The 21,827-nt window shown below is 58.2% G+C and carries 21 protein-coding genes and 1 tRNA gene; 17 read left to right on the top strand and 5 right to left on the bottom strand.

The genetic code is table 11. The annotated features are described in order from the left end of the window. Nucleotides 1–111: 111 nt before the first annotated feature. Together lpcA and AC6I7J_RS15205 are read left to right on the top strand one after the other, a co-directional pair. Entirely contained in the window at nucleotides 112–690 is a 579-nt protein-coding gene (gene lpcA / locus AC6I7J_RS15210) for a D-sedoheptulose 7-phosphate isomerase (protein WP_021507284.1), read from the top strand. 48 nt (nucleotides 691–738) lie between these two features. After that, complete coding sequence (locus AC6I7J_RS15205; protein WP_021507283.1) at nucleotides 739–1,506, top strand: class II glutamine amidotransferase; 768 nt, start codon at nucleotides 739–741, stop codon at nucleotides 1,504–1,506. Here the strand turns inward: AC6I7J_RS15205 and dpaA are convergent. Beyond that, nucleotides 1,477–2,220: a peptidoglycan meso-diaminopimelic acid protein amidase gene (dpaA, locus tag AC6I7J_RS15200; RefSeq protein WP_021507282.1), complete on the bottom strand. Its 744-nt coding sequence runs from the start codon at nucleotides 2,218–2,220 to the stop codon at nucleotides 1,477–1,479. The genes AC6I7J_RS15205 and dpaA overlap by 30 nt on opposite strands. A gap of 244 nt (nucleotides 2,221–2,464) precedes the next feature. On the opposite strand from dpaA, the gene dinB reads away from it, so the two are divergent. Then, nucleotides 2,465–3,520, top strand: a complete 1,056-nt coding sequence (gene dinB, locus AC6I7J_RS15195; RefSeq protein WP_058758014.1) for a DNA polymerase IV — start codon at nucleotides 2,465–2,467, stop codon at nucleotides 3,518–3,520. 109 nt (nucleotides 3,521–3,629) lie between these two features. Here the strand turns inward: dinB and pepD are convergent, their stop codons facing one another. Further along, a complete protein-coding gene (pepD, locus tag AC6I7J_RS15190) occupies nucleotides 3,630–5,090 on the bottom strand; it encodes a beta-Ala-His dipeptidase (protein WP_021507280.1) in 1,461 nt (486 codons plus the stop codon). A gap of 254 nt (nucleotides 5,091–5,344) precedes the next feature. Between pepD and gpt the strand changes: the two genes are divergently transcribed. The 3 genes from gpt to crl all read left to right on the top strand — a co-directional run bounded on the left by gpt (nucleotide 5,345) and on the right by crl (nucleotide 7,682). Continuing rightward, on the top strand, nucleotides 5,345–5,803 hold the full coding sequence (gene gpt / locus AC6I7J_RS15185; RefSeq protein WP_021507279.1) for a xanthine phosphoribosyltransferase: 459 nt from the start codon (nucleotides 5,345–5,347) through the stop codon (nucleotides 5,801–5,803). 120 nt (nucleotides 5,804–5,923) lie between these two features. After that, nucleotides 5,924–7,171, top strand: a complete 1,248-nt coding sequence (gene frsA / locus AC6I7J_RS15180) for an esterase FrsA (protein ID WP_498006089.1) — start codon at nucleotides 5,924–5,926, stop codon at nucleotides 7,169–7,171. A gap of 109 nt (nucleotides 7,172–7,280) precedes the next feature. Then, entirely contained in the window at nucleotides 7,281–7,682 is a 402-nt protein-coding gene (gene crl / locus AC6I7J_RS15175) for a sigma factor-binding protein Crl (protein WP_021313042.1), read from the top strand. An 81-nt stretch (nucleotides 7,683–7,763) separates the two neighbouring features. Here crl and ompC read toward each other — a convergent pair whose 3' ends face one another. Continuing rightward, the gene (gene ompC, locus AC6I7J_RS15170; protein WP_021507277.1) at nucleotides 7,764–8,846 is read right to left on the bottom strand and encodes a porin OmpC; all 1,083 of its coding nucleotides are present in this window, start codon (nucleotides 8,844–8,846) and stop codon (nucleotides 7,764–7,766) included. Nucleotides 8,847–9,092: 246 nt separating this feature from the next. On the opposite strand from ompC, the gene proB reads away from it, so the two are divergent. The 10 genes from proB to AC6I7J_RS15120 all read left to right on the top strand — a co-directional run bounded on the left by proB (nucleotide 9,093) and on the right by AC6I7J_RS15120 (nucleotide 16,740). Continuing rightward, nucleotides 9,093–10,196 carry a glutamate 5-kinase gene (gene proB / locus AC6I7J_RS15165; protein ID WP_498006087.1) on the top strand — a complete coding sequence of 368 codons (1,104 nt, stop codon included), beginning with the start codon at nucleotides 9,093–9,095 and terminating at the stop codon, nucleotides 10,194–10,196. Between the two features lie 10 nt (nucleotides 10,197–10,206). Then, a complete protein-coding gene (gene proA / locus AC6I7J_RS15160; protein WP_498007237.1) occupies nucleotides 10,207–11,460 on the top strand; it encodes a glutamate-5-semialdehyde dehydrogenase in 1,254 nt (417 codons plus the stop codon). A 353-nt stretch (nucleotides 11,461–11,813) separates the two neighbouring features. Continuing rightward, nucleotides 11,814–12,545 carry a S24 family peptidase gene (locus tag AC6I7J_RS15155; protein WP_031279669.1) on the top strand — a complete coding sequence of 244 codons (732 nt, stop codon included), beginning with the start codon at nucleotides 11,814–11,816 and terminating at the stop codon, nucleotides 12,543–12,545. A 412-nt stretch (nucleotides 12,546–12,957) separates the two neighbouring features. Continuing rightward, complete coding sequence (locus AC6I7J_RS15150; RefSeq protein ID WP_021507273.1) at nucleotides 12,958–13,236, top strand: transcriptional antitermination N peptide; 279 nt, start codon at nucleotides 12,958–12,960, stop codon at nucleotides 13,234–13,236. Nucleotides 13,237–13,414: 178 nt separating this feature from the next. Continuing rightward, the gene (locus AC6I7J_RS15145) at nucleotides 13,415–13,882 is read left to right on the top strand and encodes a lysozyme family protein (RefSeq protein ID WP_059011010.1); all 468 of its coding nucleotides are present in this window, start codon (nucleotides 13,415–13,417) and stop codon (nucleotides 13,880–13,882) included. Between the two features lie 2 nt (nucleotides 13,883–13,884). Beyond that, nucleotides 13,885–14,229 (top strand): DUF7940 domain-containing protein, encoded by a 345-nt coding sequence (locus tag AC6I7J_RS15140; protein ID WP_031279668.1) that lies wholly within the window; start codon nucleotides 13,885–13,887, stop codon nucleotides 14,227–14,229. Further along, a complete protein-coding gene (locus AC6I7J_RS15135; protein WP_498006085.1) occupies nucleotides 14,226–14,519 on the top strand; it encodes a hypothetical protein in 294 nt (97 codons plus the stop codon). The genes AC6I7J_RS15140 and AC6I7J_RS15135 overlap by 4 nt, the downstream gene beginning before the upstream one ends. Then, the gene (locus AC6I7J_RS15130; protein WP_498007247.1) at nucleotides 14,467–14,670 is read left to right on the top strand and encodes a hypothetical protein; all 204 of its coding nucleotides are present in this window, start codon (nucleotides 14,467–14,469) and stop codon (nucleotides 14,668–14,670) included. Before AC6I7J_RS15135 ends, AC6I7J_RS15130 begins: the two co-directional genes overlap by 53 nt. 50 nt (nucleotides 14,671–14,720) lie before the next feature. Next, nucleotides 14,721–16,466 carry a putative phage tail protein gene (locus tag AC6I7J_RS15125; protein WP_021507268.1) on the top strand — a complete coding sequence of 582 codons (1,746 nt, stop codon included), beginning with the start codon at nucleotides 14,721–14,723 and terminating at the stop codon, nucleotides 16,464–16,466. Nucleotides 16,467–16,664: 198 nt separating this feature from the next. Continuing rightward, nucleotides 16,665–16,740: transfer RNA gene (locus tag AC6I7J_RS15120), tRNA-Thr, on the top strand. Nucleotides 16,741–16,945: 205 nt separating this feature from the next. Here AC6I7J_RS15120 and AC6I7J_RS15115 read toward each other — a convergent pair. Continuing rightward, on the bottom strand, nucleotides 16,946–18,364 hold the full coding sequence (locus AC6I7J_RS15115) for an aldehyde dehydrogenase family protein (RefSeq protein ID WP_498006083.1): 1,419 nt from the start codon (nucleotides 18,362–18,364) through the stop codon (nucleotides 16,946–16,948). Nucleotides 18,365–18,468: 104 nt separating this feature from the next. Here AC6I7J_RS15115 and AC6I7J_RS15110 point away from each other — a divergent pair, with 104 nt between their 5' ends. Then, nucleotides 18,469–19,371 (top strand): LysR family transcriptional regulator, encoded by a 903-nt coding sequence (locus AC6I7J_RS15110; protein WP_498006081.1) that lies wholly within the window; start codon nucleotides 18,469–18,471, stop codon nucleotides 19,369–19,371. Between the two features lie 24 nt (nucleotides 19,372–19,395). Here AC6I7J_RS15110 and AC6I7J_RS15105 read toward each other — a convergent pair whose 3' ends face one another. Then, complete coding sequence (locus AC6I7J_RS15105; protein WP_498006079.1) at nucleotides 19,396–21,294, bottom strand: flagellin N-terminal helical domain-containing protein; 1,899 nt, start codon at nucleotides 21,292–21,294, stop codon at nucleotides 19,396–19,398. Between the last annotated feature and the right edge of the window lie 533 nt (nucleotides 21,295–21,827).

Below are 21,827 nucleotides of genomic sequence, written 5' to 3'. Positions count from 1 at the left end.
CGGCAAGCGGACGTCAGCGCGGCGTCGCGCTTTTCCCTGCTGCGGGCGCTTTGCGGCTCTGGCCCATTCCGTTAAACTTGCTGGGTCAATTTTCCTCTAAAGGACATCCCTATGTATCAGGACATTATTCGCTCAGAACTCAATGAAGCCGCCGATACGCTCAATAAGTTCCTGAGTGATGAAGCCAACATTCACGCCATTCAGCGCGCAGCCGTGCTGCTGGCCGACAGCTTCAAAGCCGGTGGCAAAGTGCTCTCCTGCGGCAACGGCGGCTCGCACTGCGATGCCATGCACTTCGCTGAGGAGCTGACCGGGCGCTACCGCGAAAATCGTCCTGGCTATCCGGCCATCGCCATTTCGGATGTCAGCCATCTCTCCTGCGTCAGCAACGATTTTGGCTACGACTACGTGTTCTCCCGCTACATCGAGGCGGTCGGGCGCGAGGGCGATGTGCTGCTGGGGCTGTCCACTTCGGGTAACTCGGCCAACATCATCAAAGCCGTAGAAGCCGCGCGCGCCAAAGGCATGAAAGTGATTACCCTGACCGGCAAAGACGGTGGCAAAATGGCCGGTACGGCCGATATCGAAATTCGCGTGCCGCACTTTGGTTATGCCGATCGCATCCAGGAGATTCACATCAAAGTGATCCACATCCTGATGCTGTTAATCGAAAAAGAGATGGTTAAGTGATGACGTGCTCCTCCCGCGCCCGCGGGAGGTTCTGATAAGGCGGTTGCTATGTGCGAATTGCTCGGGATGAGCGCCAATGTCCCCACGGATATCTGTTTCAGTTTTACCGGTCTGGTGCAGCGTGGCGGTGCAACCGGGCCGCACAAAGATGGCTGGGGCATCACCTTTTACGAAGATAAAGGCTGCCGCACGTTTAAAGATCCGCTGCCGAGCTACAACTCGCCGATTGCCCGCCTGGTGCAGGAGTATCCGATCAAGTCGCATTCGGTGGTGGCGCATATTCGTCAGGCCAATCGCGGCCAGGTATCACTGGAAAATACCCATCCGTTTACCCGCGAACTGTGGGGCCGCAACTGGACTTACGCGCATAACGGCCAGCTAAAGGGCTATCGCCAGCTGGAGACCGGGCATTTCCGTCCGGTAGGCGAAACCGACAGCGAAAAGGCGTTTTGCTGGATTCTGCATAAGCTGGCTGAGCGCTATCCGCGCACGCCGGGCAACTGGCCGGCGGTGTTTCGCTATGTGGCGGAACTGGCGACGGAGCTGCGCCAGAAGGGCGTATTCAATATGCTGCTGTCTGACGGACGCTATTTAATGGCCTTCTGCTCAACCAATCTGTACTGGATTACGCGCCGCGCGCCGTTTGGCAAAGCGAAGCTGCTCGATCAGGATGTGGAGATTGATTTTCTGCAGCAGACCACGCCGAAAGACGTGGTGACGGTGATTGCGACGCAGCCGCTGACCGGTAATGAAACCTGGCACCGCATCGTGCCAGGTGAGTGGGCATTATTTTACCTGGGTGAGCGCCAGGAATGATTTCGACGCCGCTTCCGGCGTGGTCATGACCGGCGTGTTGTTCACCGCATACTGACCGGTTGCCGTCACGTTGACCGTTGGCGGCACGTGGTATTTGGCGAAGTAAGCATAGCCCGGCTGCAGTTCACGCCAGAAGCTGATGTAAGTCGAGTAACGATGACGCTGCATGTTGCTGTCGGTCATGCGGAACGGGAAGATGTTGACCTGCACATCCTGCTGACCGTTGCGCAGCGCGGCGTTCACGTAAGTGAAGATCTCATCCATCGACGCGTTGGTCATGGCATAGCAGCCCACGGATACGCAATCGCCGTGAATCATCAGATAGTTACCGTTATAGCCTTTGGCGCGATCGTACTGATTCGGAAATCCGGTATTGATGGCGCGATAAAAACGGCTGTCCGGCTTAAGCTGATTCATCTTCACGTTATAAAAGCCTTCCGGACTTTTAAAATCGCCCTGACGACGTTTCGGCCCGAGGCCGCCGGAGAAGTTACAGATGCGATAGCTGTCCAGCAGACGATATTCATTACCGATTTTGCCGTACAGTTCCAGCGTACGCTCTTCCTTGAAGATCTGAATAAATACCGGTGTACCCAGTAATTGTTTCTTTAACTCTTTGCTCACCGGAGCCAGCGGCTGCATTGGCTCAGGCGTCATTGCCCAGCTCAGGAGCGGCATAAGAATCATCGCAAACAATAATGCGATTCTGCCCATTCTGTGTGTACCTTGAAGTGAAGAGGAACGCTGACGCAGTGCGTCACTGTATTGCATTATCGGAAATATCCGCTACCGCAGCGCAACATTATCATTGTCTGGCGTTTAATCAAGCCGGAGTCCGAGAAAATGGTGCAATCCTAAAGGGAATACGACCACAAATTTGTAAACTTTAATCGCACGCGCCACAAATATTGCTGTTGTTTTTCTCTGCTGTATACTTATCCAGTATCCGGAGGGGCGTATGCGCAAAATCATTCATGTCGATATGGACTGCTTTTTCGCGGCAGTGGAAATGCGCGACGATCCTTCATTACGTGATATCCCGATTGCCATCGGCGGCAGCCGCGTGCAGCGTGGGGTAATCAGCACCGCCAACTATCCGGCGCGGAAATACGGCGTGCGCAGCGCGATGCCGACCGCCACAGCGCTGCGCCTCTGCCCCCATCTGAAACTGCTGCCCGGCCGCTTTGATGCCTATAAAGAAGCCTCGCAGCAGATTCGCGCCATCTTTACCCGCTATACGCCACTGATTGAGCCATTGTCGCTGGATGAAGCCTACCTGGACGTCACCGACAGTGAACACTGCCAGGGATCGGCCACGCTGATGGCGCAGGCGATTCGCGCCGATATCCTGCGCGAAACCGGCCTGACCGCGTCCGCCGGCATTGCGCCGATCAAGTTCCTCGCCAAAATCGCTTCAGATATGAACAAGCCCGACGGCCAGTATGTGATTACGCCGCAGGCGATGCCGGACTTTCTGCTGACGCTGCCGCTGAGCAAGATTCCCGGCGTTGGCAAAGTGGCCACCAAAAAGCTCGAAGAGATGGGGCTGCGCACCTGCGCTGACGTACAACAGGCCGATCTGGCGCAGCTGCTGAAGCGCTTTGGAAAATTTGGCCGCGTGCTGTGGGAGCGCAGCAACGGCATCGACGATCGCGACGTAGTGGTGGAGCGCGAACGCAAATCGCTGGGCGTCGAGCGTACGCTGGGCGAGGACATCCATCACTGGGAGCAGTGCCTGGAAATTATTGATTTTCTCTACGCCGAACTCGATCGCCGTCTCAGCGCGATCCGCCCGGATAAGCAGATTGCACGTCAGGGCGTAAAGCTGAAATTCAACGATTTTCAGCTCACCACCCAGGAGCATGTCTGGCCGGTGCTGAATAAAGACGACATGATTGCCGTGGCGCGTCAGGCCTGGGACGAACGCCGCGCCGGACGCGGTGTGCGGCTGGTGGGGCTGCACGTCACGCTGGTAAATCCGCAGCTGGAGCGCCAGCTGGTGCTGGGGTTGTAATGGCTGAGCTGCCGCTGGAAGAGCGCTACAGCGCGGTCGCCTGACGTGGCACCGTTACCGTAAATAAAAAATCCTGCCCGGGGGCAGGATTTTTTTTATCGCAACGGCGTTACGCTTTTTCCGGCACCACGTTCAGCAGCGCGGTCAGCAGTTTCCAGTACAGACCGACGCTGTCGATGTGCACCTGCTCGTCCGGCGAGTGCGGACCGGTGATGGTTGGCCCAATCGACACCATGTCCATGTCCGGATACGGTTTTTTGAACAGACCGCACTCCAGACCGGCGTGAATCACCTGAATGTTTGGCGTCTTACCAAACAGCGCTTCATAGGTCTTACGCGTCAGCGCCATGATGGGCGAGTCGGCATCCGGCTGCCAGCCCGGGTAACCGCCTTTCGGCGCGGTTTTCGCCCCGGCCAGCGCACCCAGCGAAGTCAGGGTTTCGACCACCCAATCTTTACCGGTGTCGATCAGCGAGCGAATCAGGCAGATGATCTCGGCGCTGTCCTGCTCCATGGTGACCACGCCGACGTTAAGCGAGGTTTCCACCACGCCTTTCGCCACGTCCGAGTTGCGAATCACACCGTTTGGCGTGCTGTTCAGCAGGTTGATGAAGCGATCGCGGCTGTCTGCGGTCAGCGCCTGGCCCTGATGCGCCAGCGGCTCACTCAGCACGGCGACGTTCTTCTCTTTACTGCCCAGCTCATTCTGCAGCGTGGCCTGGAAATGGGCGGCAGCAGACTTCAGCGCATCCACTTTATGGCTGTCGATGGCCAGCGTAGCGAACGCCTCGCGCGGAATCGCATTGCGTAGCGTACCGCCGGTGAACTCAATCAGACGGATATCCAGCTCAGCCGCGTGCACGGCAAGGAAGCGCGCCAGCAGCTTGTTGGCGTTGCCGAGACCAAGATGAATGTCCGCGCCGGAGTGGCCGCCTTTCAAACCTTTCAGCGTCAGCTTCAGGGTTTCGAAACCGGCAGGCACGGCCTCGCGGCTCAGCGGTAGGGTAGTGATAAAGTCGATACCACCGGCGCAGCCCATGTAGATCTCACCTTCCTCTTCCGAGTCGGTGTTGATCAGGATGTCCGCCTGCAGCCAGTTTGGTTGCAGACCAAAGGCGCCGTCCATGCCCGACTCTTCGGTCATGGTCAGCAGCACTTCCAGCGGACCGTGGGTCAGGCTGTTGTCAGCCAGCACCGCCAGCGCAGAGGCCATACCGATACCGTTATCCGCACCCAGCGTGGTGCCGCGCGCTTTCACCCACTCGCCATCAACGTACGGCTGAATCGGGTCTTTGGTGAAGTCGTGTACCGTGTCATTGTTCTTCTGCGGCACCATATCGAGGTGCGCCTGCAGCGCCACCGGAGTACGGTTTTCCATGCCTGCGGTAGCAGGTTTACGAATCAGGATATTGCCGACCTGATCGCGTTCAACCCAGAAACCTTGCTCTTTAGCCCAGCCAACAACGTATTCGGCCAGCGCTTCTTCATGGTAAGAAGGGTGCGGAATCGAGCAGATTTTTGCGAAGATATCCCACAGCGGCTGCGGGGAAAGTTGAGACAATTCAGACACAACGCGTCTCCTGTGTCAGCGCGGCGGACATACCGCTCGCACGCGGGTTTCCAGTGAAAGATCGCCGTCAGCACATCTGACGTGATGGGCCAGAGAATATCACTGTTTCCTGCCGGGTGCGCCATCGGGCGCGCTAAAAACCTGCAACCGATGTGACGGGTGCTGGTTTTTAACGCGTCAGATCCTTATAATCTCGCGCAACCTTTTCCCCCTTGCATATTTTTAAGCCAATCTCATTGGCCGGGATTCCTTTTATGAGCGAAAAATACGTCGTTACCTGGGACATGCTGCAGATTCATGCCCGTAAACTGGCCCAGCGCCTGCTTCCTGTGGAACAGTGGAAAGGCATCATCGCGGTCAGCCGCGGTGGTCTGGTTCCGGCATCGCTGCTGGCGCGTGAACTGGGGATTCGCTACGTCGATACCGTGTGCATCTCCAGCTACGATCACGATCACCAGCGTGAAATGAAAGTGCTGAAGCGCGCAGAAGGCGACGGTGAAGGTTTTGTGGTCATCGACGATCTGGTGGATACCGGCGGTACCGCGCAGGCGATTCGTGATATGTATCCAAAAGCGCGTTTCTGCACCATCTTCGCCAAGCCGGCCGGCCGCGCGCTGGTGGACGACTACATTGTCGATATTCCGCAGAACACCTGGATCGAGCAGCCGTGGGACATGGGCGTGGTGTACATTCCGCCGATTGTAAAAAGCTGATTGATGCAACGCAAACAACGCCCGGTTATGCCGGGCGTTGTGCTTTCTGCGCCTCGCGCCCGTGCGGCGGGTGCAGTACACTCTTAGCCATCTATGCGACTGCCGCAGGAGAAGCTTAAGATGGCCGAGAAAAATCTCAGCGAAGAACTGTTCAAACCCCGCTTCAAACACCCGGAAACCTCCTCGCTGGTGCATCGCCAGCACCACCCGACGGCGCAGGTGCACAATGCCCTGGAAGGCGATACCCAGCGCGGCTGGTATCGCATGCTGAATAAGCTGCTGTGGACGTGGCGCGGCCTGGCGCCGCAGGAGATCAGCGAAGTGCTGGCGCGCATTGCCGTCAGTAAGTTTGAACACACCGACGAAACGCTGCTGGACACGGTGATTGGCTATCGCGGCGGCAACTGGAACTATGAGTGGTCGAAGCAGGCGGCGCAGTGGCAGCAGCGCGCGATGCAGAACGCCGATCACGATGAGGCCGGCCAGCAGTGGCTGCATGCCGCCAGTCTTTACAGCCTGGCCGCGTATCCCTACATTAAAGGTGATGAGCTGGCGGATCAGGCGCAGGTGCTGGCGAATCGCGCTTATGAAGAAGCCACCCAGCGCCTGCCCGGCGAGCTGAAATCCCTGACCTTTCCCATCAGAGGCGGCAGCCCGGTCACCGGCTTCCTGCATATGCCGGCGCAGGCCAGCGCGCCGTATCCCACCGTGCTGCTGTGCGGCGGTCTCGACTCGCTGCAGAGCGACCATTACCGGCTGTTTCATGATTATCTGGCACCGCGCGGCATCGCCATGCTGACGCTGGATATGCCGTCGGTGGGTTTCAGCAGCAAATGGACGCTCAATCAGGACACCAGCCAGCTGCATCAGCAGGTGCTGCGCGAGCTGAGCAACGTGCCGTGGATTGACCACACGCGCGTGGCGCTGTTCGGTTACCGCTTTGGCGCCAACGTGGCAACGCGGCTGGCTTACCTTGAGGTGCCGCGTCTGCGCGCGGTGGCGTCGCTCGGGCCGATGGTGCATCACGTGTTTGTCGATGCGCAGCGCCAGCAGCAGCTGCCGGATATGTATATGGACATGCTGGCCAGCCGGCTGGGCATGTCGTCGACCTCCGACAGCAATCTGCGCATCGAGCTCAACCGCTATTCGCTCAAAGTGCAGGGCCTGCTGGGCCGCCGGACGCCAGTGCCGATGCTGGCCGCTTACTGGCCCAACGATCTGTTCAGCCCGGAAGAGGAGGCGCAGCTGATCGTCAACTCCTCGGCGCAGGGCAAGGCGCTGGCGATTCCCGCCACGCCAGTGTTTGCCAGCTTTGACAAGGCGCTCAATCAAATTTGTGACTGGCTGGCAAAACAGTTGCAGCGCTAACTGGCGAAATACGCAGACTCTGCTACAACTTATCTTCGGGAAAATACGTGCGGTGGCGTTTTGCCGCCGCGCTGCGTTTTATACGGTTTATTTGAGGGAGAGAGTTAGCATGACGTTACCGAGTGGTCACCCCCGTAGTCGCCTGCTTAAGCGCTTCACCGAATTGGGGCCGTACATACGTGAAGGACAGTGTGAAGAGACGCGTTTCTTCTTTGATTGCCTGGCGGCGTGCGTCAACGTCAAACCGGCGCCGGAAAGTCGCGAGTTCTGGGGCTGGTGGATGACGCTGAACGCCTATGAAGATCACTTCACCTACGAATACCACTTCGGCCTGTTTGATAAAGACGGCGACTGGAGCGTGGCCGCCATCAAGGGCAAAGAGAACAATGAGAAAGTGGAGAGCACGCTGCGTAATTTCCACGAGCGCCTGAAAGCCACGCTGCATGAGTTTAAGCTTGATCTCAGGCCCGCGGCGGGGTTCAAAGAAGAGCCGGTTAAACTCAGCGCCTGAACCTGAGCTAGACCTGAATAAGAAAGAGCCGGTGATGAGCCGGCTCTTTTTTTACAGACACAGACAGGGTAATGCTGAAGCTTAGAACTGGTAGGTCAGACCGACCGCCACCACGTCATCGCTGTTGATGCCCAGCGGGTTGTTGTCATCCAGCTGGTTGATTTTGTAGTCAACCATGGCCGACATGTTTTTGTTGAAGTAGTACGTCATCGCCACGTCGACATATTTCACGATGTCCGCATCGCCAATGCCTTCAATGTCTTTGCCTTTGCTCTGCACGTAGCCCAGCGATGGACGCAGACCGAAGTCGAACTGATACTGTGCAACTACTTCAAAGTTCTGCGTTTTATTCGCCACGCCGCCTGTGATTGGCGTCATGTTACGGGTTTCAGAGTAGGTCGACGCCAGGTAGATGCTGTTCGCATCATATTTGATGCCCGCGCCCCAGGCTTCCGCTTTGTCACCACGGCCCAGACGAGTCGCCACGTCCTGCGAGTTGGTACGGTCAGCAGAGGAGATCGCACTCATCAGGCTGACACCGCTATCGCCGAGGGTGTAACCCAGTGACGCACCGTAACCGTCGCCGTTCTGCTTAGGAATCTCTGAACGGCCGTTGGCGCTGGTGGAATCGTTCTTGCCCTGATACTGCACCGCGAAACGCAGGCCATCCACCAGACCGAAGAAATTGCTGTTGCGGTAAGTGGCGACGCCAGAAGTACGGCCCAGCATGTAGGTGTCGGTGTAGGCGCTGTCGCCACCGAATTCTGGCAGCACGTCGGTCCATGCCAGCACATCGTAAACCACGCCGTAGTTACGACCGTAATCAACAGAGCCGTAGTTACCAAACTTCAGACCGGCAAAGCCCAGACGGGTTTTGTTACCGATATTAGCGTCGGTGTTGGTTTCTGCGCGGTTACCCTGGAACTGATATTCCCACTGACCGTAGCCGGTCATCAGGTCGTTAATCTGCGTCTGCCCTTTGAAGCCCAGACGGATGTAAGTTTTGTCGCCGTCAGCGGCTGCGTTGTCGCTGAAGTAGTGCATGCCTTTCACACGACCGTACAGATCCAGTTTGTTACCGTCTTTGTTATAAACTTCTGCGGCTTGTGCGGTTGAGGCCAGAGCCAGCGCGGAAACGATGAGTGCCAGTGTGCTTTTCTTCATTTTGCTATCAATCCCAATGAGTAAAATTTGTTGTACCCGTGAAAAGGTTTGTAAAACACGGGACGTTTTACCGACTGGCAATGAAGGATTTATGACATTTTTTCTGATTTCTTGTTAATCGCGAACTTTTGGTCTACCCGCTTGTCAGGCGTTTTTTGTGCTTTTCCCCTTGCTGCTGTTGGCTTCCTTGCTGACTCCTGTTAAAACGTCCCTTCGCAGATTTTTTTCTTACATGGCAGGAAAAACATGAGTGGCAGTCAGACCCTGGTGGTCAAATTGGGTACCAGCGTCCTCACCGGCGGATCGCGCCGGCTGAACCGGGCGCATATGGTGGAGCTGGTTCGGCAGTGTGCACAACTGCACGCCGCCGGTCATCGCATTATCATCGTCACCTCAGGCGCGATTGCCGCCGGTCGCGAACACCTTGGTTACCCGGAACTGCCACCGACCATCGCCTCAAAGCAGCTGCTGGCTGCGGTGGGGCAGAGCCGTTTAATCCAGCTGTGGGAGCAGCTGTTCTCCATCTACGGTATCCATATCGGGCAGATGCTGCTGACGCGCGCCGACATGGAAGATCGTGAACGTTTCCTCTACGCGCGCGATATGCTGCGCGCGCTGCTCGACAACCATATCGTGCCGGTGATTAACGAGAACGACGCAGTGGCAACCGCGGAAATCAAGGTTGGCGATAATGACAACCTGTCCGCGCTGGCGGCGATGCTCGGCGGTGCCGATAAACTGCTGCTGCTGACCGATCAGCCTGGTCTGTTTACCGCCGATCCGCGCACCAATCCCGATGCAGAACTGATCAGCGATGTGCATCAGATTGATGATGCGCTGCGCACGCTGGCTGGCGGCAGCGTCTCCGGTCTCGGCACCGGCGGCATGGCCACCAAACTGCAGGCGGCGGATGTTGCCTGTCGCGCCGGCATTGACGTGATCATTGCGGCCGGCAGTCGCCCGGATGTGATCGGGGATGTGCTGCACGGCAAACCAGTGGGGACGCGCTTCCACGCGCAGCAGTCACCGCTGGAAAACCGCAAGCGCTGGATCTTCGGCGCGCCACCGGCGGGCGAGATCACCATAGACGACGGCGCGCTGGCGGCGGTGCTGGAGCGCGGCAGTTCGCTGCTGCCGAAAGGCGTCCGTGACGTGCAGGGCAATTTCTCGCGCGGCGAAGTGATCCGCATTCGTAACCTGCAGGGGCGCGATATCGCCCACGGCGTCACGCGCTATAACAGCGATGCGATGCGCATGATCGCCGGTCATCACAGTCAGGAGATTGGTGAGATCCTCGGTTACGAATATGGTCCGGTTGCGGTGCACCGCGACGATATGATCGTCAGTTAAGGAGCGGATGATGTTAGAACAGATGGGTAAAGCGGCGCGTGAAGCGTCGTATAAACTGGCGGAGCTCTCCACCGAACAAAAAAATCAGGTACTGCTGACCATCGCCGATCGGCTGGAAGCGGAAAGCGCCGACATTCTGGCGGCTAACCAGCAGGATCTGGCCGATGCGCGTACTAACGGCATGAGTGCGGCGCTGCTCGATCGTCTGACGCTCAACCCGCAGCGCCTGAAAGGCATCGCGGACGACGTGCGCCAGGTGTGCCGTCTGGCCGATCCGGTTGGCCAGCTGATCGACGGCGGGCTGCTCGACAGCGGCCTGCGCATTGAACGACGTCGCGTGCCGCTCGGCGTGATCGGGGTGATCTACGAAGCGCGCCCGAACGTCACGGTCGACGTGGCGTCACTGTGTTTGAAAACCGGCAACGCGGCGATTCTGCGCGGCGGCAAAGAGACCTGGCGTACAAACGCCGCCACGGTGCGGGTGATCCAGAACGCGCTCATCGAGCATGGTTTACCGGCAGCAGCGGTGCAGGCGATTGAGAACCCGGATCGCGAACTGGTGAATCAGCTGCTGAAGCTGGATCGCTACGTTGACATGCTGATCCCGCGCGGCGGCGCCGGGTTGCACAAGCTGTGTCGCGAAAATTCCACCATTCCGGTGATCACCGGCGGTATCGGCGTGTGCCATCTCTATCTCGACGAAACCATGGAGACGGACGCCGCGCTGGAGGTGATTGTTAACGCTAAGAAGCAGCGTCCCAGCGCCTGTAACTCGCTGGAAACCCTGCTGATTCATCGCGATCAGGCCGAACGCTTCATTCCGGCGTTTCTGCAGCGTATGGCGCAGGAGAACATTGTGCTGCACGCCGACGAAAACGCGCTGGCGCTGCTGCAGCAGGGCCCGGCCAGCGTGGTGGCGGTGCAGATGCACCAATACGACGATGAGTGGCTGTCGAACGATCTGAACGTCAAGCTGGTGGCGGACCTCGATGAAGCGGTCGCCCATATCCGCGCGCACGGCACCCAGCACTCCGACGGTATTCTGACGCGCAGTATTGGAAACGCCAATCGCTTCGTGAATCAGGTCGACTCATCGGCGGTGTACGTCAACGCCAGCACCCGCTTTACCGACGGCGGCCAGTTCGGTCTCGGCGCTGAAGTGGCGGTCAGTACGCAGAAACTGCATGCGCGCGGTCCGATGGGCCTCGAAGCGCTCACCACCTACAAATGGATTGGCTGGGGCGACGATACCCTGCGCCGTTAGTTTTCTCTCCGGCATCACAATGGGCACCTGACGCGGTGCCCTTTTTGATCGCTTTCGATCCAGTTATTTCCAGAGCTTTTCGTTTTATTCCTGTCATCTGTGGCGCGCCTGCGGCTTTTCGCCCATTTTTTGCTGTGGGTGCTGGTCTCAGCGTTACAGAACAATCCTGAAAACCCCTGTCAGAACAAGCTGTCAGAGATTCATTACTGGTTTCCACCAGGGCGAAGAGGATAATGATCGTCCAGCTTTATTGATAAAAGCGGTTGGGTAGTAAACTAGCGGTAATATAAAATGAACTGGTAGCAAAAATGAAAATAACATTCAGTCTTTTACTGATGGCAGACTATTAACTGATGGTTAAAAAAGAGAGTACGAGACAAGCTTTTACTGCCAGGCTGATTGCCGCATGCGAGAGCGCGGGAATTGTCGGACATGGACGGAACAAACAGGTCGCTCAGGCACTGCAACAACGGGGATGCAGGATCTCAACTCCAGGGGTCTGGAAATGGTTTAACGCGCAATCCATTCCGGATGACAGTAATCTGCTGGCGCTCAGCCAGCTGTTAGGCGTGCGCGTCGAGTGGCTGCAGTTCGGCATGGAAAAACCGGATGTGGCGCTTGCCCGTCAGCGCCTGATCGATCCGCAGCACATGTTCCGCGTCGAAAGCCTGGACATCGGGCAACGCAGCGCACAGGGTATTGTCGCGCGCGACGAACTGGTCGAGACCATTCAGGCGATTGAATACGGTCTGGATGAGGCGCGCGTGCTGTTTAACGGTCGTCCGGCCGAAAATATCCGGCTGATTGCCCTGAACAGTGACTCCATGGCCGGTACTTTTGCTCCGCGCGATCAGCTGTTCGTCGATATCAGCGTGCACCGCTTCGACGGTGACGGCATCTATCTGTTCAATCTCGACAACCAGCTCTACCTCAAGCGGCTGCAGTTACAGCACAAGAAGGTGGCGGTGATCTCCGACAATAAACGCTACGAGACCTGGTATCTGACGCTGGACGAAGCGGCGTCGCTGCAGGTGATTGCCCGCGTCATCATGAGCCAGGCGCGTGACTATCAGATTCTGGGCTGAGCAGCAGTGCGTTAACCGGCAAAAAAATAATCCGGCTGAAATCAAAAATTTAACTGTCGGTAAATAAAAAATTAACTGTCAGTGTTTGCCAATGCATTAGAACCTGTTAATAATTTGACCATAGATGGACGACATCTCTGCTCCCGGATGAGCCCGCTCTTAAACAATTGAGGCGCTGCACAAGCGCGAGACAACCCACCCAAAGTCAGTGAATTTTGGGATGGGGTGGATACGCACTTAGCAGCGTCGTCAGTTGTCCTCTGCTTTTACTCTCCTCTGCTTATACCTGGCCGTTTTTTACGGCCGGGCAAGCCAGTTGCGGGTGATTGCAGAGGGGCCACGGACGTCCCGGTCTGTGCCGAATCGCCGTGCTCACCACCCCATCGCCAAAGACTCATTCACAGGAGGAGTTATGGCGATTATTCAATATGGCAAATCAGTCTTTAGCGGAAACGCGCGCACCCGTCGCCACCGGCGGCGTCAGCCGCTCAGCCGCCTGAAGCGCAGCATCGACAGTGCCCTGGGCCTGGAGTGTGATGAGATCACCCTGCGCACCGCCGAGCGCATCTGCCAGCGGGAAATCCGCTCCCGGGTAGACCGCGCAGTACTGGCGCCTACGCGGCCCTGCAACGACAACCCCAGCTTTGATAACTGCTGTTTGCCCCACGTTCATCTGTACGCCGTGCGTTAATTCTCTGCTGTTTTTCCAGTTCTGAACGGAACGTTTCACCTTTCCTCACTGTTTAGTTGCGCTTGAGCGTTGCGCTTAACGGCTGCCTGTCGCCCGGCGCAACCGATCAGCGAGGTTTATGTGTTGTGGTTATTTGCGCAGCTTTTCATGCCGTTGCGCCCGTCAAAGAGGAACCGTTATGAGCCAAATCATTGCCATTTTGAATTTCGAAGAGGGATACCGCGAAGCGCCTTACCTCGACACGCAGGGGTTTCCCACCGTTGCGGGCGGTATTCGCATCGGGCCGAAAGGCGCGTCGCTCAGCCACTATATCTTCCGCGTGCCGCGCCGCGTTGGCGACGTGTGGAAGCAGTGCATCGTTGAGGGCAAGGTGCAGGAGATGCAGCAGCGCGCGCTGCTGCAGCAGGCACTGAGTCAATGCAATGAAGCGCGCAGCGATGTGCTGATCAGCATGGCCTACCAGATGGGCGTTGACGGTCTGGCGCTGTTTCGCGGCATGCTCACCGCGGTGACGCAACGCGATTTCGACGCGGCGGCGAACGCCATGCTCGACAGCCTGTGGGCGCGGCAAACTGCGGGGCGCGCCCGGCGTCATGCCGAAGTGATGCGCACGGGCACCTACGACATTTATCGGGGGCTGTTATGAACATGCGCTGGCTGTTGTTCGTTATCGCCGTGCTGGCGGCCATCATCCTGCTGCTGTTGCTGCAGCGCTTCACCACGCTGGAGTTTGTTAAACACGCGCGCCTGCTGTTTAAAACCTGGTCGGTGTGGCTGGCGTCGCTGGGTTCAATGCTCAGCGCCTGGGTGCAGTCGTTTCCCTCGTCAGCGCTGGATGCATGGAACGCACTGCCGGCGGATATCAAAGAGATTCTGCCGCACAACTATCTCGGCCTGATCGGCGCCTTCATGGTGGCGATGGGCGTACTGGCGCAGTTCGTGCGTCAGAAGAACCTGGTGGAGCAGAGAAAAACGCTGGAGGACAAACCATGAGCTTTCTTCTTTCTCAGCTTGCCGGCAGCTGGCACTGGCTGGCGGCGATTGGCGGCGTGATTGCCGCGCTGATTGCCAGCTACGCCGGCGGCAAAAAAATCGGCAAGGTGCAGCAGCAGGCGATAGCTGATGTTGCGCAGGCCGAAAAGACCGCCGCGCAGGCGGTTGAAGTTAATCAGCAGCAGCAACAGCTGCGTGAGGAGGCCAGACGTGTGGAAACCCGTAACGGTAATCTTGATGACGCTGCTGCTCGTGACAAGCTGCAGCAGTCGAAATACCACCAACCCTGAGGCGCCCGTCGTTATCGACTCCGCCTGTTCGTTATTTTCCCCGATTTACACCTACGGCAATGACGCCGAACGCATGGACATTCGCACCGTGCGCGCCATCAACAACCACAACGATCTCTGGGACCAGCACTGCCGCCCGGCGGCGCACTGACGCTGTTCTCTCGCTTTGTATTGCAAACCTGAAATGCCGAGGAGGCTAAGATGATCGAAGTTAACTCTTTTGCTGAACTGCGTACCACTGTGCCGGCCAAAAACGGCGATCTGGCGTTCCTGCGCCGCTATAACCCGGACTCCACCTTCCGTGGCGGCGGTGATTTCACCGGCTTTATCGGCACCACCACGGCCGCCGATGACGGCGGTACGCTGGCGGTCGGCAATGGCTTTTACTGGAAACGCGTGATCAACGATCCGGCCGACGTCAACGTCTACCACTTCGGCGCGAAAGGGGACGGTTACGCTAACGATACCGACGCCTTTAACCGCATGCTGGCGTGGACGCAGGGCTACAGCGGTAATATCCGTGACCTGCCGGTGCGTTTCCCGGGCGGTAAATTTTTGATCAACCCGATCGACATCAGCGCTACCGAGATCGCCTTTTTTGGTCTGCAGGGGGATGACGTGGAGCTGGGTTCGCTGCCGCGCACCACCATCATCTCCGACAAAAGTGCCAACACGGTGTTCAAAGTGAAGGCACGGCGGACCGCGATCAAAGGCATCACCTGGCACGGTCAGGCATCGGCCGACGTCACCACCAACAAAGGTACCATTACCGCCGAGATGTGTACCAACGTGCAGCCGTTCTTCGAAAACACCTGCATCGAAGGCACCACGTTAAATATTTACTGTTTCCGCGCGCAAAACAGCGGCGGCACGGTGATTAAAGCGCTGGATACGCTCGACAGTAAATTTGACCAGATCTACACGCTGTGGACCTATGGCCGGGTGTTTGACATTGGCTGGTCGAACTCGCCAAACGGCAAGTGGGACCACTCAACGGCTATCGAGATCTGCAACTGTAACTTCCAGACCGGCTACGGCGACGCCACGCTGTACATGCCGCGCGTGACGCAGGGCATCATGCGCAACGTGTGGATTGAGCACACGCGTAATCCGGGCGATCTGTCGGACGGTGCCTGGAGCATTGATACGCTGAACATTGAGGATTGCGGCACGCCGTTCAATCTCAATAATGCGCGCGTCATCATGCGCCAGATTGGCCTGCAGTCCGGGGCGAAAATCTCGAACGATATGGCCGGCACGCGCTGGCTGTCGACTTTTGACTACGGCTATCGCCGTGAAGAGCATCACGGCACGCTGATCACCGGCTCATTCCGCGCGGGCTACTACAGCGGCCACAAAGTCACCAACAATACCGACACCGATAACTGGTATCGCCTCGGCCAGCTGTTCTTCCCGACGGCGAATCAGCAGTGGGTGATGGAGCTGATTGGTAAAGCCGACGCCACCCAGCCAACCGGAACGGCCGCTTCGCCGGTCAATCTGGCGGGCACCGGGAAAACGTGGATTAACCTGCAGCGGCTGGAAACGGTATGGGCTGACGCCTGCCATATGGGGCAGCCAGCGGTGCTGGATATTCGCTACAGCCGCGTCGGCACCACCTATGCCGTGGTGTGGGTGAAACTGCGCGCCAACAGCGGCGACACGCTGATTAACCTGAAGACTACCGGTCCGACGCGTTTTGAAGCCGGCTCCTGCTCGCTGTTCCAGCCTGACTTCTCGGTGGTGACGGATACTACCAAAATGGGCACCCTCAAACCGGCGGCGCGCTTTGGCCTGCACAATGGCGTCGCGGGTATTGGGGCTAACGAGAAAGGCGTGCTTACCGTCGCGACGGCAGCAGGTACGCCGACCAATAAAACCACGCCGACGGGCTTTGTGCTGGTCAATATCAACGGTGTCGATCGTAAGCTTCCTTATTACGATTGAGGCCAGCACCTTTTGGCGAGGCTGCGGCCTCGCCTTTTTTTGAGCCTGGCGCGAGAGGGCGCTGTTCGCGGCGGTTTTTCCGCGTCAAAATCGTAAGGCCAGCGCGGCTGATGCTGAAAAACGCAGCACTTAACCGGCACCATCTTGACTCATCCCCCCGATTTTTCTATGTTTACTCCCCGTAGTTCCCGCCTCAATGCCGGTATAGCTCAGTTGGTAGAGCAGCGCATTCGTAATGCGAAGGTCGCAGGTTCGACTCCTGTTTCCGGCACCAGTTAAATCAATCCCTTATCTAATATTGTTACTGTCCCGATTCAGCCTGTGTGACAGATTTGTGCCCTCAACACCTATAAACATGGCGATTTTTGCGTGCGCAGAAAGGTGATGGGCGTCAGGATAATCACAATCTAAAAGAGGCGCATTGCTCTGGCGCGACACCCTGCGCCGCAGTGCTATTCACTGCAGCGCTCACCTCATCCTTAACCAGCAATCAGCGCCCTTGGTTCCAGAAACGCGCTGATACCAGCCTGACCCATCTCCCGGCCGATGCCGGAGTGGCGGAAACCGCCGAACGGCGCGCGCGGTTCGTGAGCCAGCGTGTTGATCATCACGCGGCCGGCGATCAGCTGCTCTCCTACGTTGCGTGCATGCTGTTCATCCGCACCGATCACCAGTGCCGACAGGCCGTAATCGCTGTCGTTGGCCATGGCGATGGCTTCGGCTTCATCGCGGTAGGTCAGGATGCTCAGCACCGGGCCAAAAATCTCTTCGCGCGCCAGCGGCATTTCATTGGTGACATCGCTGAACAGCGTCGGGCGGATATACCAGCCGTGGTGCAGCCCGTGTGGGCGGCCGCTGCCGCCGGTCAGCAGGCGCGCGCCCTGTTGTTTGCCAAGCGCAATATAGTGCTGCACGCGCTGCCACTGTTTCTCGTTGACCATCGGCCCGATGGTGGTGCGCGCGTCAGCCGGATCGCCGGAGACCTCCGCAGCGACTGCCGCCGTCAGCGCCTGTTCGAACTCGGCCTTGCGCTGCTCCGGCACCAGAATGCGCGTGCCGGCAATACAGGCCTGGCCGCTGTTGATAAAGCCAGCCTGAACCGCCAGCTGGGCTGCCTGGGCGGCATCGGCATCCGGCAAAATCAGCGTCGGTGATTTACCGCCCAGTTCCAGCGTGACGCGTTTAAAGGTGTCGGCGGCGCTGCGCAGAATCGCTTTGCCGGTGGCGGTCGAGCCGGTAAAGGAAATTTTCGCCACCTGCGGACTGCGGCTCAGGGCTTCGCCGACGCTGGCACCGCGCCCGGTGACGATATTAAACACTCCCGCAGGCAAACCGGCGGTGTGCAGCGCCCTGGTGATCACCTGGGTCTGCAACAGGCTGAACTCGCTGGGTTTGATCACGGCGGTACAGCCTGCGGCAATCGCGGTCGCCAGTTTATGGCAGATAAAGCCCGCGTTGCTGTTCCATGGTGTGATCAGGCCGGCAACGCCGAGCGGCAGCATCTGCACCTGCGCGCGGCCTGCCTGTTGTACAAACGGATAGCGTTTCAGCTCTTCAATGACCTGCAGAATTACGTCAGCCGGATAGCGGCTCATCCACTCGGAGCGTGCGGTGGGCGCGCCGTATTCCTCAAGGATCGCCGCGTGCAGCTCACTTTCGGCTCCGTTAACCGCATGGTACATCTGTTCCAGCAGGGTGATGCGCTGCGCCACCGTGGTCGCGGCGAAGGCGGGAAACGCCGCCGCGGCCGCCGCAATCGCGCGTTCAGCATCCTGCGCATTGGCCAGACGCGCTTTACCGATTACGCTGCCGTCGGCAGGTTTGATAATATCCAGCCATTCATCGCCGTCAGGAGTGACAAACTGGCCGTTGATATAGATGTGTTCAATCATGTGCATGGCTATGCTCCTTTGCATGTTGCGTGGCGGCAAAGTAGCACGCACCACCGGCGGCGATAATCCGCCTTCGCCTGCAAAGGGTATTGCGCGAAACGGAATAATAGATGAACCGGACAGGTCTGACTGAACTGGAAATTGTGCTGGCGGTCGCGCGGCGCGGCACCTTTAAAGCGGCGGCCAGCGAGCTGGAGATGTCGCCTTCGGCGGTGACCAATGCGGTTGCCGCGCTGGAGAAACGGCTGGGCGTGCGGCTCTTCAACCGCACCACGCGCAGCGTCGCGCTGACCGATGCCGGACGGCGTTTCAGCGAGAAAATTGTGCCAGCGCTGGCGATGATACGCAGCGCGGCTGAGGAAGCCGGCAGCGATCCGGGCGATCCGGCCGGCATGCTGCGTCTCAACGTGCCGCCCGAGAGCAGCGCGCTGTGGTACGCATCGATATTGCTGCCGTTCCTGCAGCGCTATCCACGCATTCGCGTCGATATATACAGCCAGAAAGAGCGGGTGGATATCGTGGCCGACGGCTTCGATGCTGGCATTCGGCTGGCAGAGGACGTGCCGGGCGATATGATTGCCGTCAGGCTGACGCCGGAAATGCGCATGATTGTGGTGGCCGCGCCAGCCTACCTCGCACACGCGGGCACACCGCAGACGCCAGAGGCGCTCGATCAGCATCAAACCCTGTGTATGCGCATGGCGGACGGCAGCGTTTACCGCTGGGAGCTGAGCCAGCAGCAGCAGCGTTATCGGCTGCAGGGCGAGCCGCGTATGGCGGCCAGCGACATGAGCGCCATCCACCAGGCGGCGCTGGCGGGTCTGGGCATTGCCTGCATGACGGAACAGCAGGTTGCGGCGGATGTGCAGGCGGGCCGACTGGTGCACTTGCTGCCCGGCTGGCAGGTGCCCCTCGGTGCGCTCTGCCTCTACTATCCGGGACACCGGCTGGTGCCGCCGGCACTGCGGGCGCTCACCGAATTTGTGCGTGCGCAGCGTGATGCTTCTGCCTGATCTGAAGCCGGATGACGTCCTTTATCAGGCGTTCAGTAACTTCAGCACCTGCTGCGGCAGCTGATTAGCCTGCGCCAGCAGGGCGCTGCTGGCCTGCTGCAGAATTTGCTGGCGCGACAGGCTGGAGACTTCCGTAGCGTAATCCGCATCCTCAATACGGGAGCGCGATGCCGCAATGGCGGCGGTCGCGTTACCCTGCAGCGTTTGCGCCGAGAGCAGCCGGTTAGCAACGGCGCCCAGACGGGTGCGCTGACTGTCGATTTGCCCGATGGCGCGATCCAGCGTGGCGAGTGGATCGTCCGGATGCTTCAGGCGGATCTCTGAACCGGTCTCGGCCACGCGCAGCGTCGTAAAGTTGGTGGAGGCATCGGTAACTGACGACAACGCCGCCTGGAAGTAAATCTGCACGTCACCCACGCCCTGCAGGGTTTTCAGCATCAGGTTGCCGCTGCTGTCACTGCGCACGAAGGTGGCGGTTTTATCCAGATTGCCGTTCGGCACATCCATGTAGTAATTGCCGTCGGCGTCGAGTTTCAGCACATCATTACTGCTGTTGCCATCGACATCGGTATAGCGCACATCCACATTGGCCGGATCGAGCGTGATGTAAGAGGTGCCGGTCACGCTGTTTACCGCACTGAAGCTGTTAATGCTGCTGGCGCTGGTCGCGACGATGCTCAGGGCGTTACTGGTGCCATCCGAGGTCGCGCTGACGGCGGCGTTGTAATACTGGTAGTTACCACCGCCGTTATCCACTTCCATTACATACTGCCCGCCGCTGGTGCGCAGCAGACGGCCATTGCTCACCGCGTTGCCGCTGGCATCGCTGAAGCTAAGGCTGGCGGTGCTGGTGTCGATCGCCGGCGTGTCGGTCACCGTGGTCGGCAGGGTGGCGAAATCACTATCGGTTTTGGCGGCACCGCCGGTCATGCGTGCCGTTACTGCGCCGCTGCTGCCAAAGCTAAGTGTGGCTGGATACCAGCTGTTGTTCTGCTCAATATAATACTGGCCATTATCCTGCGTTAACGTGGCTGCGGGCGTGGTGCTCAGCGCGCTGCCGCTGTTGTCCTGAAAATTAACCGCCGGGATGGTGCGCGACGCAATGCTGCTGACGTTGCTGTACAGCGGCGCAGGATTGCTGCGGCTAATCGAGACGTTACCGGCAGCCGTGGCGGTGTCCCAGCGCGCACTGACGGCGGCCAGATAATAGACCGGCTTGCCGTCGGCGTCGCTGCTCTGCACGTACTGGCGGTTATCACCACTGCTGCGCACCAGTTGCGGTGAGCCGCTGGCGGGCACATAGTTCACGGTAATTGCCGGGTTGCTGAACGCCATATTGGTGGCGAGGCCGGTGAGGGTAGTGACATTGGTCACTTTGCCGCTGATGCCGCTGATCACCAAATCCTTAAGTCCCAGCGCCTCCACGCTGAAGCCGGGCGCCGACAGGTCGAGACTGATTTTCTCGTTGTCATTAGCGCCAACCTGGAATCCCAGCTTACCGGCGCTGCCATCCAGCAGCCTGATGCCGTTAAAGCTGCTGGTGGTGTTGAGCCGGTCAATCTCTTTCAGATTGAGGTTAATCTCCGCCTGAATGGCGTCTGAGTCGCTCTGCGAATTGGTGCTGTTTAATCCCTGAACCGCCAGCTGGCGAATCCGCTGCAGGCGGTTATTGATCTCATCCAGCGCGCTTTCCGCGGTTTCGACCAGTGACAGGCCGTCACCGGTATTACGCTGCGCCACCGTCAGGCCGTTCTGCTGGCTGCTAAAACGGTTACCAATCGCCTGACCTGCCGCATCGTCACGCGCGCTGTTGATGCGCATACCCGACGATAAATGGCGGATCGCATCGCCCAGCGCCGCGCCACTTCTGGCAGATTGCTTGCTGGCGTTGAGGGCAGACAGATTGGTTTGCAGGCTGATCATTTCCGGGCTCACTGATAAATACACTGATAGCGTTATCGGCATTTACCGGCTTTCTTTAAAAAAATATTTGGCCTAAGTCACGTCAGCGAAGCGCTGATTGTTAAAATAAGCAGCATGAAATCGCGCTAAGTTGAGTTTGTGCTGCAGTAAGGATCTGTATTTTTCTGCACGGCGCTAATTTATAGAGGCAGGGCTTGACGACTACTAAAAATAGCAGGTCAGCAGAATGAATAAAGATTATTACTGCTTAAGCGGGACGGCGAGGGCGTAACCCATAGCGATAACAACCGCTTAGGATGCTACTGGACTTATCCGCCGGTTTCCCTGCTCTTATTCCTGGTCAGCAGCGCGCGCCGCCCTTATCAATCGCCGCGGTTGCGCTTTATCCATGCTAATCAGTCAGCGCGAAATATTATGGCGGGGCGAGTGAGTAAATTCCGTTTTGGTCTGGAAGGCATTGACCTTATAACTGCGCCTGGTAAGAATGCGGTAAAAGTTTTGAATCAGATCGCAATTTTGGGCCTTGTGCCATT

This window comes from Type-C symbiont of Plautia stali (assembly GCF_059730935.1).
Note: the sequence above shows the minus strand (reverse complement) of the source record. Positions and strands in the feature narration are given on the sequence as shown.